Origin of the sequence: Mycetocola saprophilus, from assembly GCF_000718085.1 — a bacterium.
Taxonomy (GTDB): domain Bacteria; phylum Actinomycetota; class Actinomycetes; order Actinomycetales; family Microbacteriaceae; genus Mycetocola; species Mycetocola saprophilus.
The window spans coordinates 444432-458399 of the sequence record NZ_JOEC01000001.1 but is presented as its reverse complement, the minus strand read 5'-3'; the positions used below and the strand labels follow the sequence as shown (position 1 = coordinate 458399).

The window sequence follows — 13968 nt, the reverse complement described above, 5'->3', positions numbered from 1 at the left end:
TCCCCCTCCCGCCCCTCCCCTTCGCGTTCGGCATCCGCTCGACGCATGTTCACGCGGCCGACGCCCACCCGCACCCTCGCCCTGGCGGCCTCCCTCGCCGGGATTACCCTGCTGGCCGGTTGCTCGGCCGCCGCGACCCCGGATGCCTCGGCCTCGACCACCCCCGTGGCCGATGTGACGATCGTCTCGGGCCAGTCGGCCCAGAACGGTGACCTGCTGCGCGGGATCTTCGACCGCTACAACGCCTCCGCCAGCACCGCCAAGGTCACCCTGAACCTCACCGCCGACTCCGATGTGGACACCGCGCAGAAGGCGCTGGTGGATATCGCGGCCGGCCACGGCCCCGACGCCGTGCGGGTCACCAATGCGACCTACCAAACCCTGATCGACGCCGGGGTGGCCCAGCCCGCCGACGCCTGCCTCGCCGCCGAATCCGGACTCAACAAGGACCTTATTTCGGGGATCACCGTCAATAAGCACGTCTATCAGGTGCCCTGGTATGTAACCCCCAACGCGCTGTTCTACAACGCCAAGCTGTTCACCCAGGCGGGCCTGGACCCCAACACCCCGCCCACCACGCTGGCCGAGTTCCACGCCGCGGCGAAGGCCATCGCGGCCACCGGCGCGGCCGGCGGCACCGCCTACTTCGGCAACGACTTCAACTTCCAGTCCTACCTCGCCTCGCTCGGGTCCCAGGTCTACGCCCCGGCGTCCAAGAAGCTCACCGTGAACACCCCGGCCGCGGCCAGCGTGTTTGACACCTTCGCGGCCATGGCCAAGGACGGCAGCTCGCCGGTTTACACCAACTTCTTCGCCGACGCCAACGAGGCCTTCGCCTCGGGCAAGCTGGGCATGATCGTCACCTCGGCCTCGGGCTACCCGGCGCTCAAGGCTAATGGCAACGCCGACATCCGCATCGCCCCGGTCCCCGCGGCCGACGGCGGCAAGGCCGTGGCCACCACCTCGACCAACGGCTTCGTGATCACGACCAAGGATCCCTCCCGCCAGAAGGCCGTCTGCACCGCGCTGCGGAGCCTGCTGACCCCCGAGGCGGTCACCGAGACCGTGACCAAGACCGCGACCATCCCGCTGCTGACCAGCACCATCACCGACCCCAAGCAGCTCGCCCCGGTCTATGCGGCCAACCCCGGCTGGGCCGCCGTGCGCGACCAGAAGACCGTGCCGTGGATCTCACTGCCCGGCACCGCCAACGCCGAGTACTCCAAGCTCTACACCGACACCCAGCTCAAGGTGCTCCGCGGCGATCAGGATGGCAAGGCCGCGGCCAAGGACCTGCAGACCCAGACCGAGCAGATTCTGGCGGCCCGCTAGTGAGCGCCCCGGTACACATCCGCGCGGTCGAAAAGACCTTCGAGGGGGCAAAGCGCGCCTCCACCCGCATCCTGAACGAGGTGACGCTGACCGCCCCGGCCGGGCAGATCACCACGATCCTCGGGGAGTCAGGCTGCGGCAAAACCACCCTGCTGCGCATCGTCGCGGGCCTGGAAAGCGCCACCGGTGGCAGCGTGCACATCGGCGAGCGCGACGTCACCTCGGTGCATCCCTCCCGCCGCGGGGTCGCAATGGTGTTCCAAAATTATGGGCTGTATCCAGCTAAAACCGTGGGCAAAAACATCGAGTTCCCCCTCAAAATGGCGGGGGTCCCCATTGCCCAGCGGCACACCCGGTCCCTGGCCGCGGCGAGGCTGCTGCACATCGATCACGTGATGGATCGGCTGCCCGCCCAGCTCTCCGGCGGGCAGCGCCAGCGCGTGGGGATCGCCCGGGCACTGGCCCGCGATCCCGAGATCCTGCTGATGGATGAGCCGCTCTCCAACCTGGATGCTCAGCTGCGCATCGAGATGCGCGCCGAGCTGGTGGCCATGCAGCGCCGGATCGGCTCGACCATGCTCTACGTGACCCATGATCAGACCGAGGCCATGACGATGTCCGACCGCGTGGTGGTGATGCGCGGCGGCCACATCGAGCAGCAGGGCACCCCCGAGGAGGTCTTCCGAGTTCCGGAAACCACCTATGTGGCCGCCTTCCTGGGCAACATGAACCTCGCCCCGGCACCCGCATCGGAAACCGGTGCCGGGGCGGGCATCACGCTCGGGGTCCGCCCCGAGCACTTCCTCCCCGCCGACCGGGTCGCTGCCGAGCCCGGGGACCTGCGCATCGAGGGACGGGTCGAGTTCGCCGAGCTGCTGGGCACCGACCGCATCCTGCACCTGCGCGCCGGGAACACCCTCTGGCGTGCCCGGGTGGATGCCGCCCTCCCCCTGCACGAGGAGATCACGATGGTGGCCCGCGCCGCCAATCTCCACCGATTCGATACCGAGAGTGGGGTGCGTGTTGCAGCCTAGTTTTCCACTGCTGGTCAGCGATTTGGACGGCACCCTGCTCACCGATCAGAAAAGGGTTGCCCCGGAAACGGTTGCGGCACTGGTTCTCGCCCGCGAGCACGGCATGGCCCTGGCGATCGCCTCGGCCCGGCCGTTCAGGCTGATCCGGGCGGTCATCGATCCCGAGACGCTGGCGCTGTTTGATGCGGTCATCGTGTCCAATGGCGCGGCGATCCTCTCCCCCGACGGAACGCGAATCCTGCACGAGGACGCCCTGGCCCCGAGCGAGCTCGCGGCGCTGATCACCCACCTGCGCGCCCGGTATCCGGACGCCGGATTCGGCTGGGAATCGGGCACCGAGTTTGGCAGCGACCGGCGGCTGCTGGAACTGGCCGAGCGCGGCGGGGTCCTCCGGGATCCGCACCCCGATCGGGTGCGCGCGCTGCCCGAATCCCCCGCCCACCAGCTGGTGCTGGCACCGGGCGACGGGCTTCCTCGGGACCTGATCGAGGCGATCCGTGGGGAGATCGGCGACACCTACGCGGTCACCGACTCCCTCGGCGGGGTGGTGGAGATCTCACCGGCCCGGGTCACCAAGGCCGATGCCGCCCGGGTCTGGGCCGAATCCCTCGGACACTCCCTCGCCCGGGTCGTAGCCTTCGGCGACGAACACAACGACCTGCCGCTGCTGCGCGCCGCGGGCCTCGGCATCGCGATGGGCAATGCGACGCCCGAGGTCCGGCAGGCCGCCGACCGCGTCACCGATACCAACATGAATCACGGCGTCGCCCGTGCCCTGCGCGCCCTGCTGGGCCAGGACAACGCCACCCCGCTTCCCCGTTTCGAAAAGAACTCATGACCCTCCCCACCCTGTTCCACGTCTCCGATCCCCACCTCGGCCACTCCGGCGGCGACCGGCGTGCCCACGCGGCCGAAACCGCCTGGGCGCACCTACACGCGTCGGTTTCCCGGGACCGCCCCGACCTGGTGATCATCACCGGTGACCTGGTTGTGGATGATCCGGATGATCCCACCGACCGCGCCCTCGCCCACGCCCGCATCACCGCCCTCGACGCCCCGGTGCTGGTGGTTCCGGGCAACCACGATGTGGGCGATCACGCGATTCGCGCGGGGCTCCCCGCCGACTGGCACGGGACCCTGGTGTCCGAGGCCCGGGTGCTCGCCTGGGAGGCGCTCTGGGGGCCGTCGTTCTGGATGCGTGAGCTGGAGGGATGGGTGCTGCTGGGCATCAACGCGCAGATTCTCGGGTCGGGGCTGCCCGCCGAGCGGCGGCAGTGGGAGTGGCTGGAGCGGGTCGCGCTGCCCGCGGTGTCAGCGAGGCCGCTGCTGGTGTTCAGCCACGAGTCGCTGGATGCACGGCCCGAAACCCGGCGCGAATCCGCGGCCGAATCCGACAGCTGGATGTCGATTCCCTCGGCAGCCTCGTCCCGGTTGGCGGCGCTCCTTGCCCCGTATCGACCGGTCGCCGTGTGCGCCGGCCACACCCACCGCCACCTGGACTGGACGGTATCCGGGTTTCGCGGGATCACCGCCCCCAGCCTCACCGGGGCGATTCCCGAGCGCTCCGATATGACCGCGGCCCTCGGGGACCAGCGGCCGGGCTGGCTGCGCTATACGCTGGAGAACGGTGCCCTGCGCGTGGACCAGGAGGTTCCCGCGCTCACGGCCACCGGCGCGGCGTGAGTGCCCCAGCCCACAGCACGGCGCAACCCGGCTCGGCTCCAGCGCAGTTCAGTTCAACTCAGCGCAGTTCAATTCAACCCAGCACAGCTCGGCTCACCCACAGCCGGCCCTCATCCCGACCACGATGCCCGCCCGCACCAGAACGACCGTCCCGACGACCCACCGGATCGTCTCAACCGAACCGAGGTTCCCATGACCAGCACCCGCCCCGCCCTGCACGCCTCGGCCCTGGCGATCCTCGCCGACCCGAGCACCGCCCGCACCTCGGATGCCGCAGCCCACGCCGATTTCGCTCGCTATCTGGCCCTGGATCCGGCACCGCTGCTGCGCGAGGACGGCCCCAGCCACATCACCGGCTCCTGCTTCGTCTTCAGCCCCGACCGCACCCAGACCCTGCTGGTGTTCCACACCAAGGGACAGTTCTGGGTGCAGCCCGGCGGCCACCTCGACGACGGCGATGCCTCGCTCCAGGCCGCCGCGCTGCGTGAGCTCACCGAGGAAACCGGGACCACCCCGGATCCGGACACCCCGGTCCTCGGCTACGACCTCGATCATCACGAGCTCTCCACCCGCTTCGGGGTGTGCCGCTCGCACCTGGACATCGGGGTCGCGGTCACCGTGGATCCCGGTGCCACCCTGGCGGTGAGCGACGAGTCCGAGGACCTGCGCTGGTGGCCGGTGGACGCGCTGCCGGAGAACTCGGCCCCCTCGATCCCCCGCCGCATCGCCGGATTCCTCGCCCTCTAACCCCACCGCCTCCCCGTCCCAACCGCTGCAGTTCTCGCACCCCACCCCCGATACCGGCGATCCCCTGCCGACTCCGACCCCGCCGCCCCACCACCTCAGATAAGCACGGTGCCCTAGGCTCCTCCCACGCGGAAGATAGGGCACCTGCCCGAGGCAAGACCCCCACCTCAGCGCGGATGCTTGAGTTATCGCCGGAAGATCCCCCTTCCGGTGGTCATTCAAGGAGGACACATCATGTTTGGGCAGTGGGAATTCGGTTCATCTGAGGCCCGACGCTTCCAGGAGCGCCAGCTCATCATTCGGCTCGAGCGCGAGCGGGTGGTACAGGAACGACGTGCGGCACAGCGTCGAGCACGCACCGCCGACGGATCCGCCCCCGCCGCCTGCGGTGAGCACTAGGCCCGCGCCCGGGCGCTCCCGCTATCTTGCCCGGCCCGAGTCGTGGCACGATAGTGAGGTGAGTGTACCCGCAACCAGCGCGCGCCTGATCGGCCGCGGCGAAGACCTCGCGCTCCTGCGCGAGCTCTTTGCCGAGGCTGCCGCCGGAGACACCCGCACCGTCGTGGTGGGCGGGGAGGCGGGAATCGGGAAGACCCGGCTGCTGACCGAGTTCATCAACGAGGTGCGTCCGGGTGCCCTGGTGCTGCGCGGACAGGCGGTGGATCAGGGCTCGGTGCCCGCGCCGTACTCCCCGATCACCGGCCTGCTCAAGTCTTTGCGCTCCCAGTGTGGACCCGATGCGATACGTGATGCCGCCGGTTCCGGACTCGACACCCTGGCCTCACTGCTGCCCTCGCTGGGTCCGGTGGCCAGTACGCCCGAGGACTCCTACGATCACGATGCGCGCGGCGCCGGCCGTCTGCACGAAACCCTCACGCTGATGTTCGAGACGCTCTCGCTGGATCGTCCCCTGGTGCTCGTGGTGGAGGATCTACACTGGGCCGATGGGGCCACCCTGCAGCTGCTGGGATTCCTGGTGCGCGCCCTGGTGCACGACCGGATCCTGCTCCTGCTGAGCTACCGCAGCGACGATGTCCCGCGCGGACACCCGCTGCGCGCCTTCCTCGGCGAGCTGGATCGCACCCGCCGCGTCCAGCGCCACGAACTCACCCGGCTCTCCCTGGATCAGGTGGGTGAACAGGTCGTGGGTATCCTCGGCACGACCCCCGACCGCGGCGACCTGGAACGCGTCTACGAGCGCTCCGAGGGCGTGCCGTTTTTTGTCGAGGAGCTGGTCGGCATCGCCGAAACCGGCACCGCCGAGGACCTACCCGACACCCTGCGCGCGCTGCTCCTGGGCCGCTACGATCGACTCGACCCGACGACCCAGCTCCTGCTGCGGGTACTCTCGGTGGGCGGCGTCCGGGTGGATCACCGCCTGGTGAGCGCCGTGTTCGAGGGCGGGGCGGATGCCCTGGATGCCGCCGCCCGCGAGGCCGTCGGGGCCAACGTGCTGGTGGCCGATGAGCGCTACTACACCTTCCGTCACGCGCTCGTGCGCGAGGCCATCTACGCCGACCTGCTGCCGGGTGAGCGAATCCGGTTCCACACGGCCTTCGCCGAGGCGATCGAGGCGCTGGGCACCGAGGTCACCGCCTGGGCCGAGGTGTCCAACCACTGGATGTCCGCCCGAAATTTTCCGCGCGCCTTCCCGGCCACCAAGCGGGCGATGGATAACGCCTACACGGCCTCGGGGTATGTGGCCGTGGCCCAGTTTGGCGAGCGGCTACTGGAGCTGTGGGATCAGGTGGAGGATCCCGAAACCGGGGCCGATATCTCGCGCCTGGAACTGATGTATCAAACCGCCTGCGCGCTGAACGATGCGGGCGATCTGGAGCGTTCGGCGGTCCTGGTGGACCACGCCCTGAACGATCCCACCATCCCCTCCGACACCCTGCGCGCCAAGCTGCTGCGCACCCACTCCCAGCACCTGTCCCGGCTCGGACGTCCGGGCACCCGGGCACCGCTTGAGGAGGCGCTGTCGCTGCTGCCGGCGGGAACCGAACCCCGGCTGCACGCCCTGGTTCTCAACGATCTGGCCGGCGAGGAACTGAGCGCGGGCAACCTGGATCGGGCGCGCGACTACGCCGAACGGGCAATGGCCTCGGCCACCGAGGCGGGTTCCCCCTATGCGCTGTCGGCGGCCGCCGGCTACGCGGGGACCGCCCGGGTCATGTGCGGTGACATCGAGGAGGGTCTTGCCCTGTTTGCCCGCGCCGAGGAGGTCGCCGCCGGGGATGCCGAGACGCTGCTGCGCTACCGGGTGGCGGCCTCCGATGTGCACTTCCGGCTGGGACACTATGCGCTCTCCACCGAGCTGGCCCTGGCCGGGGTGCGCGATGCCAAGGCCGTGGGCATGGAGCGCAGCTCGGGCCTGGTCCTGGCGTCCAACGCGGTGGATCCGCTGCTGGCCATGGGGCTGTGGGACGAGGCGCACACCATCATCGAGGACACCCTGGCACTGCGCCCGGCGCTGGCCTACTCGGTGTATCTGCGCACCTCGAAGATCCTGCTGGTGCTGTGGCGCGGCGACCCCGAGCGTGCCGCCGCGCTGCTGGCACGCTGGCGACCCCAGCTGGATCTGATCGGCAGCCAGGAGCTGCACTCGCGCTTTACGGTGGCCGCGGCGGTCGCCCAGGTGTCGCTGTCCACCGGGGATCTGCGCGAAGCCTGGGCCAGCCTGGACGTGCTGCGGGATGCGCGGCATCGCCCGATCCCCGGCTACGATCTTCCCCTCCTTCCCATCGCCGCCCGGGTGTTGGCCTGTATTCGGGAGGAGCTGCGTCAGCGCGCCGAACACGGGGTTTCGCTGAACCCGCATCGCATCCTGCCCGAGGGCATCTCCGAGGCCGAACTGGATCGTCAGGAACGGGCGTGGCGCACGCTGTTGCCCGCCTATGAGTCCTGGCCCACCACGAAGTTTTGGGTCGCCGCATTTGAGGCGGAGCTGGGCGAGCCCGGCGGGACCGGGGAGAACGTGGCCGCCTGGCGCGCCCTGGTTGCAGCCACCGATTCGCCGGCCGCGCCCGCCCGCTACCTGCCCTATGCGCAGCTGCGCCTGGGCACGGTACTGCTGGAACACGGCGACCGTGCCGGTGCCCAGCAGGCCCTGGATTGCGCCGTCTCCGAGGCCCGAGCACTCGGTGCCCACATCCTGGAGCAGCACGCGCTCGAGTCCGCCCATCGCGGCGGCCTGGCGGTGGACGGACACACGCGGGTGCGCCGCACCCGGGAAACCGACGAGCTGACCGCGCGCGAACGCCAGGTCCTGACCCTGATCGCCGAGGGGCTGAACAACCGTCAGATCGGCGAGCGCCTCTTCATCAGCACCAAAACCGCGAGCGTGCACGTCTCGGCGATCCTGCGTAAGCTCGGGGTCGCCTCGCGGACCGAGGCCGCGGTTCATGCGGGGGCGGCGGGACTCCTGGGCTAGCCGAGGCCGCCCGGCCCGGCCCGGCAGCGTCCGAAGGGACACCGCCCGACCCGTCACCGGCCCGGCAGCGTCCCGCGGGTCACCGCCCGACCCGGCACCGGCCCGGCAGCGTCCGAAGGGACACCGCCCGACCCGTCACCGGCCCGGCAGCGTCCCGCGGGTCACCGCCCGACCCATGACCGGCGCGCGGGAATGCCGTCCCGGACGCTGCGCGCCTTCCCCCGCCGAGCGGATCCGGGTTCTAAGGTGTAGGTGTCACCTGACCGGCATCACGACTCCGGAGGTCCCGTTGATTCTCGATTTCACCCCGCCCTGTGGCCCGATCACCGCGGTCGTCGATGATGACGTGATCCGCGCCCGGGGAATCCGCTACGCCACCGCATCCCGGTTCGCCGCCCCGGTTCCGGTCGCGGATCACATCGAACCCTTCCTCGCCGAGACGCCCGCTCCGGCCAGCCCCCAGTTCCCCTCTCCGGCGCTGACCGAGGTGCTGGGAGCGGGCGCGAATCCGGGCGTTCAGGATGAGGACTGCCAGCGCCTCTCGATCACGATGCCGATGGACCTGCTGCCCGGCGAGCACGTCCCGGTCATGGTGTGGATCCACGGCGGCTCCTATCTCACCGGCTGCGGCGATATCGCGGTCATGGACCCGCGGCCGCTGGTGGCCGAGCAGCGCGTGATCGTGGTGACCGTGACCTACCGCCTGGGCATCCTCGGTTTCCTCGGCGACCCCGATGGGGATCCCGACCGCCCGGCAAACCTGGGTCTGCTGGACATCATCACCGCGCTGCGCTGGGTCCGCCGCAACATCGCGGCCTTCGGCGGGGATACCGGCCGTATCACCGCGTTTGGGCAGTCAGCCGGGGCCGATGCGATCGCCCACGTGATGACCCTGCCCGAGGCCCCCGAGCTGTTTTCCCGGGCCATCCTGCAGAGCGCCCCGTTCGGCATCCGACACCACCGCCTGGAGATGAGTCGCGCCCTCTTCGAGGCCGCCCGGAGCCTCTCCCCCGAGACCCCGCTCGCCGAGCTGATGGCCCGCCAGCCGGAAGTGGTCGAGGTGGGCCGCGGCTTCGGACTCCGCGGCGGAATGGCATTCGGCTGCCAGTACGGCCTGGATCCGCTGCCCGCCGAGGAGGACATCGAGGCGGCCTGGGACTCCACGGCCCCGAACATCGAGGTCCTGGTGGGTCATACGGCCGAGGAAACCCGGCTGTTTATCGCGGCACTCCCCAAGCTGGCCCGAGCCGTAACAACTCCGGTGATGGGTCCGCTCCTCGCGAAGGCGGCCACAAACGCCCTGACCCGCCGCGTATACGGCAAAGAATCGCGTTCGTTTGCCCGACGCCATGTGGCCGCCGGCGGCCGGGCCCACCACTATGTGATCTCCTGGAGCGCGCCGGGTAACCCCCTGGGTTCGGCGCACACGATCGACCTGCCGCTCCTCTTCGGCGATCAACAGGCCTGGGTCACCGCGGGCATCCTCACCGGGGCCACCTGGTCCGAGATCGAGGCCGCCGCGCGTCGGGTCCGCCGAGTCTGGGGCGCGTTTGCCCGCGGCGACGACCTCGGCGAGGACGGCGAACTGCCCGGAATCCTGAGCTACACCCGCGTCTAGGGCGCACAAAGACCCCGAACGAAACCGTCCGAGGTCTTGTGGTGTGCGGAGCGTCTAGTCACTCACGGGAGTTTTCGGCAGGGTGATCGTACCGGTCACGCTGGCCTCGTCCTGCCAACAGGAGATGCCGCGAATCTCCGGCAGTCGATCCCGGGTGAAGACCGGATCCAGGCCCGCCCGGCGCTGGTCGGCGTAGTCCTTCATCAGCTTGAAGGCCACCCCCGAGAGCAGCGCGATGGACACCAGGTTGATGAGCGCCATGATGCCCATGATGCCGTCGGCAAGGTTCCAGATCAGATCCGCCGAGGCGATCGATCCCACCAATACGGCCAGGATCACCAGCACCCGGTAGGACAGCAGCACCCGCGCGCTCGAGGTGATGAACTCGATGTTGGCCTCGCCGTAGTAGTAGTTGCCGAGGATCGAGGTGAACGCGAGCAGGAAGATGATCACCGTGAGCAGAATGTTTGACCAGGAGCCGAGGTTTTCCACCATCGCCTGTTGGGTGAGCGCGATTCCGGGCCGGGCACCCTCCAGGTTGGGGTTGGCGACCAGGATGATAAACGCGGTCACGGTGCACACCAGGAAGGTGTCGAAGTACACACCCAGGGTCTGCACCAGGCCCTGCTTGACCGGGTGGGTGACCGCGGCGGTGGCACCGGCGTTGGGGGCGGATCCCAGTCCCGCCTCGTTGGAGAACATGCCGCGCTTGATACCGGTCATGATGATGACGCCCAGCCCACCACCGGCAAACGAGGTGAACCCGAATGCCTGGCTGAAAATCATCCCGAAGACCTCGGGCAGGTGGGTGATGTTCAGGGCGACCACAACGAGGCCCACCAGCAGGTAGAGCAGCGCCATCAGCGGGACCACCGACTGGGATACGGTGGCGATCCGCCGCACCCCGCCGAAGATCACCAGGGAGGCGAGGATCGCCACCACAATGCCGATTGCGGCGGGCAGCCAGGGCAGGTCCACGTGCAGGCTGTTGGTCACGGTGGCGCTGATGGTGTTGGCCTGCAGCGAGGAGAACGCGAAGGGGAACGTGGCGATCATGATGACCGCAAACACGATGCCCAGCCCGCGCGAGCGCAGCCCGTACATCATGTAGTACGCGGGGCCGCCGCGGAAACCGACGTGATCGCGCACCTTATACAGCTGACCGAGGGTGGACTCCACGAAGCTTGCCGCGCCACCCAGCAGGGCCATCGCCCACATCCAGAACACGGCACCGGGGCCGCCGATCGCGATCGCGGTCCCCACGCCGGCGATCGTCCCAACACCCACGCGTGACGCGGCGGAGATGGTGAAGGCCTGGAACGCCGAGGTGGACTGCGGGGTGCCGTCCTCGTTGGTGGGGGTCTTGTCTTTGAGGGTGCGGAACATCTCGGGAATCCAGCGCACCTGGACGACGCCGGTGCGAGCGGTGAAATACACGCCCAGGCCGATCAGAACCGGCACCACGATCCAGGACCACAGCTCGTCGGAACCCAGGCGAGCTATCTCATTAAAAATGTCCATCCGTTCAGTATTACAACAGATGGGCGCACACACGAAACCGGACGGACGCCCCTGAAACGCCCCGCTGTCCGGTCTGCACCCGAAATCGGGACCGTAATTTACGTGCTCCGCACGAGGGGTGCGGGGTGGGCCGCACCGGTTCGAGGAATGGATGCGGCCCGTTCCGGCGCGACGTTAGAGGTGCTTACCCCCGGTCACCGCGAGCACCGCGCCCGACGTATACGAGGCGTCCTCGGAGGCGAGATAGACGAAGGCACCGGCAACCTCTGCGGGCTGTCCTGCCCGGCCCAGCGGCGTATCCTGGCCGAAGTCGGCGATCCCGTCTCCCCAGCCGGTGGCGGGGATGAGCGGGGTCCAGATCGGCCCCGGGGCCACCGCGTTGACCCGAATTCCCCGCGGCCCCAGTTCCTCGGCCAGGGAGGCCGTGAGGGAGACCAAGCCCGCCTTGGTGGTCGCATAGTCCATCAGCGAGGGTGAGGGATCGTAGCCCTGAATGGAGGCGGTAAAGATGATGCTAGCTCCCGGCTGGAGTCTGGGGACCGCGGCACGAGTTACCAGGAGCCCGGCCAACAGGTTGGTTTCCCACACCCTGACCAGTTCCTCACGTTCGAGGTTCTCGACCCCGGGACGATGCTTTTGATAGCCGGCGTTGTTGACCACGATGTCGAGGGAGCCCAGCTCGCGGACGGTCTCCCCGACGATCCAGGCACAGTAGCTCTCCTCGCGCAGATCTCCCGGGAGCAGAATCACATTGACCCCGGTGGCGCGCACCAGTTCGGCGGTTTCCTCGGCGTCCGCACGCTCCTCGGGAAGATAGGAGATGGCAATATTTGCACCCTCTCGGGAGTAGGCGATGGCGACCGCGCGGCCGATTCCCGAGTCTCCCCCGGTAATCAGCGCGGTGAGCCCGGCGAGGCGCCCGTGTCCACGGTAGGTGAGTTCGCCGTGGTCGGGGGTGGGTTCGATCTCGTGGGTGAGGCCGGGTTGGGTGGTGTCGTGGGTGGGAAAGGCGTCGGTGCGGTACTTCACGCGGGGATCGGTGTTCGGCATGGTGGTGCTCCCTTCTCGGGGAGTGCCCGGCCGGTGCCGGGTACTCCGGTTCGGTGCGGTTGCGGTGGTCTAGTGCTCGCGCAGCAGTGCGATCAGCTCGTTTTTACGTTTGCCCGAGTAGCCGCTCAACCCCAGCTCGCGGGCACGATTACGCAGTTCGGGAACCGTGCGATCCTCAAGGTTGTCGGCCGAGCCGCCGCGCTTGCCGACGGCCGAGCGGCCATCCCGGGCGGCGGCATTGGAAATGCGCGCGGATTTCTCTTCCGAATTTCCCTCGGATCGCAGACGGTCGTACAGTTCGGGATCGCGAAGTCTCGGCGTTGGTGAATTCGGCATGGTGCTCCCTCCGGATGGATGGTGCTGCTTTACTGCTGTCGAGGTGCCCGGTGGGCGCGATAAACACGGGGTTCATCGCGCCCGTGTGGGTGCGGATGGCAGCCGGCGTCTAGTCCGGTGCGTCCAGCGAGGTCAGGTCGTCATCATCGCGCTCGGGTTCCCCCAGGCGGCGACTTGGCTCCTGTCCGTCCTCCTCGAAGGCATCGGCGAGTTCGTGCTCGTTGGGCTCGGCGGGCCGACCGTCGGGTCCGCCGCCGTGCGGGTTGTGGCGGTTGTTCGATTCTGCCGGGCCGGATCCGGTGTCGGGATTATCGCGGCGCGGGCTGGTGGGATGTGTGTTCATAAGAAACGGAACAACTCCAAGGCCCCGGATGGGCCGCAGGGTTGATCCGTCTGGATCACCTCCTGTTCCCCCCACGCTATCAATCACACGTGTGAGGTCAAGGGGGCGGCGCACATTCACCGGAAGTGCCTACCTGAGACGTCGCTGAGGTCCAAATTTGATCCGCACACACTCAGCACAAAATCGCGTAGGCTCACGAAAACTCCGAGGCCCGCGTGTTCGACGCTCGCCGGACCTCACCCGCCGAGAGCACCGTCAGTTGAGGGGACTCCCACCTAATGAATGCAATTGACGATAGCCCCCACTCACTCTGGCCACCCGACATGCTCATTCGGGTGGAATCGCTCCCGATTGAGCTCTTGGAGTTGCTGTGGATCCGAGAAGCGTGGGAAATCCATGTCGGCGGCAATTCTCCGCGCTGCCTGGTGACGCCGCCTCGTTCCGAAGGAACTCACCGGTTCTCCGCCCGATGGGAGGACCGCTGGCCACACTGGTGGAATGACGCCGTAAACGCCGTCACAACCGCGCGCAGTCCGATTTTCGGTCCCCAGCGCCCGTGGAAAGCGAGTTTGACACCACGCTTTTCGGAGTGGCTAGAGGATCGACATTCTGAGGTTGCCACGGGGCTCATAGTCCCCCTGGAGAGCACGCCCGAACGCCTCGCGGCGTCGGCCCTCGGTTTGGCGTGGGACGCGGGGCTCACCCAGATTGTGACGATTCCGACGCTGGGAAATTACTCGCACCGGCTTAACGAGCAGACCCTTCTCCTCGCCGAGGTGGACCGGATGGACCCGAATCGCTATCCCCTCGTGCTCACCCAGTTTGCGTCCGGGCACCTTCCTCCGCTGCCCGGACACAGCACCTAGGCCCG

At 68.5% G+C, this 13968-nt stretch carries 13 protein-coding genes; 9 read left to right on the top strand and 4 right to left on the bottom strand.

From position 1 onward, the window contains the following. The first annotated feature begins 45 nt into the window (after window positions 1-45). The 8 genes from IE92_RS17075 (at window position 46) to IE92_RS0102005 (ending at window position 9847) form a co-directional block, all read left to right on the top strand. On the top strand, window positions 46-1332 hold the full coding sequence (locus IE92_RS17075) for an extracellular solute-binding protein (RefSeq protein WP_051701489.1): 1287 nt from the start codon (window positions 46-48) through the stop codon (window positions 1330-1332). Then, complete coding sequence (locus tag IE92_RS0102035) at window positions 1332-2366, top strand: ABC transporter ATP-binding protein (RefSeq protein ID WP_043321294.1); 1035 nt, start codon at window positions 1332-1334, stop codon at window positions 2364-2366. The genes IE92_RS17075 and IE92_RS0102035 overlap by 1 nt, the downstream gene beginning before the upstream one ends. Next, a complete protein-coding gene (locus IE92_RS0102030) occupies window positions 2353-3204 on the top strand; it encodes a Cof-type HAD-IIB family hydrolase (RefSeq protein WP_162178477.1) in 852 nt (283 codons plus the stop codon). Before IE92_RS0102035 ends, IE92_RS0102030 begins: the two co-directional genes overlap by 14 nt. Continuing rightward, window positions 3201-4049, top strand: a complete 849-nt coding sequence (locus tag IE92_RS0102025) for a metallophosphoesterase family protein (protein WP_051701488.1) — start codon at window positions 3201-3203, stop codon at window positions 4047-4049. Before IE92_RS0102030 ends, IE92_RS0102025 begins: the two co-directional genes overlap by 4 nt. A 192-nt stretch (window positions 4050-4241) precedes the next feature. After that, on the top strand, window positions 4242-4796 hold the full coding sequence (locus tag IE92_RS0102020; protein WP_043321292.1) for an NUDIX hydrolase: 555 nt from the start codon (window positions 4242-4244) through the stop codon (window positions 4794-4796). 234 nt (window positions 4797-5030) lie between these two features. Next, a complete protein-coding gene (locus IE92_RS18095) occupies window positions 5031-5195 on the top strand; it encodes a hypothetical protein (protein ID WP_156027366.1) in 165 nt (54 codons plus the stop codon). Between the two features lie 58 nt (window positions 5196-5253). Then, window positions 5254-8229 carry a helix-turn-helix transcriptional regulator gene (locus tag IE92_RS0102010; RefSeq protein ID WP_051701487.1) on the top strand — a complete coding sequence of 992 codons (2976 nt, stop codon included), beginning with the start codon at window positions 5254-5256 and terminating at the stop codon, window positions 8227-8229. Window positions 8230-8518: 289 nt separating this feature from the next. Next, window positions 8519-9847 (top strand): carboxylesterase family protein, encoded by a 1329-nt coding sequence (locus IE92_RS0102005; RefSeq protein ID WP_030143208.1) that lies wholly within the window; start codon window positions 8519-8521, stop codon window positions 9845-9847. A 54-nt stretch (window positions 9848-9901) separates the two neighbouring features. Here the strand turns inward: IE92_RS0102005 and IE92_RS0102000 are convergent, their stop codons facing one another. The 4 genes from IE92_RS0102000 to IE92_RS0101985 all read right to left on the bottom strand — a co-directional run bounded on the left by IE92_RS0102000 (window position 9902) and on the right by IE92_RS0101985 (window position 13097). Beyond that, window positions 9902-11368, bottom strand: a complete 1467-nt coding sequence (locus IE92_RS0102000) for an alanine/glycine:cation symporter family protein (protein ID WP_030143207.1) — start codon at window positions 11366-11368, stop codon at window positions 9902-9904. A gap of 174 nt (window positions 11369-11542) precedes the next feature. After that, entirely contained in the window at window positions 11543-12418 is an 876-nt protein-coding gene (locus IE92_RS0101995) for an SDR family oxidoreductase (protein WP_030143206.1), read from the bottom strand. 69 nt (window positions 12419-12487) lie between these two features. Then, a complete protein-coding gene (locus IE92_RS0101990; protein ID WP_030143205.1) occupies window positions 12488-12754 on the bottom strand; it encodes a DUF7218 family protein in 267 nt (88 codons plus the stop codon). Window positions 12755-12863: 109 nt separating this feature from the next. Then, window positions 12864-13097 carry a hypothetical protein gene (locus IE92_RS0101985; protein ID WP_030143204.1) on the bottom strand — a complete coding sequence of 78 codons (234 nt, stop codon included), beginning with the start codon at window positions 13095-13097 and terminating at the stop codon, window positions 12864-12866. A gap of 278 nt (window positions 13098-13375) precedes the next feature. Between IE92_RS0101985 and IE92_RS18685 the strand changes: the two genes are divergently transcribed. After that, entirely contained in the window at window positions 13376-13963 is a 588-nt protein-coding gene (locus tag IE92_RS18685) for a hypothetical protein (RefSeq protein ID WP_211250744.1), read from the top strand. Window positions 13964-13968: the final 5 nt, after the last annotated feature.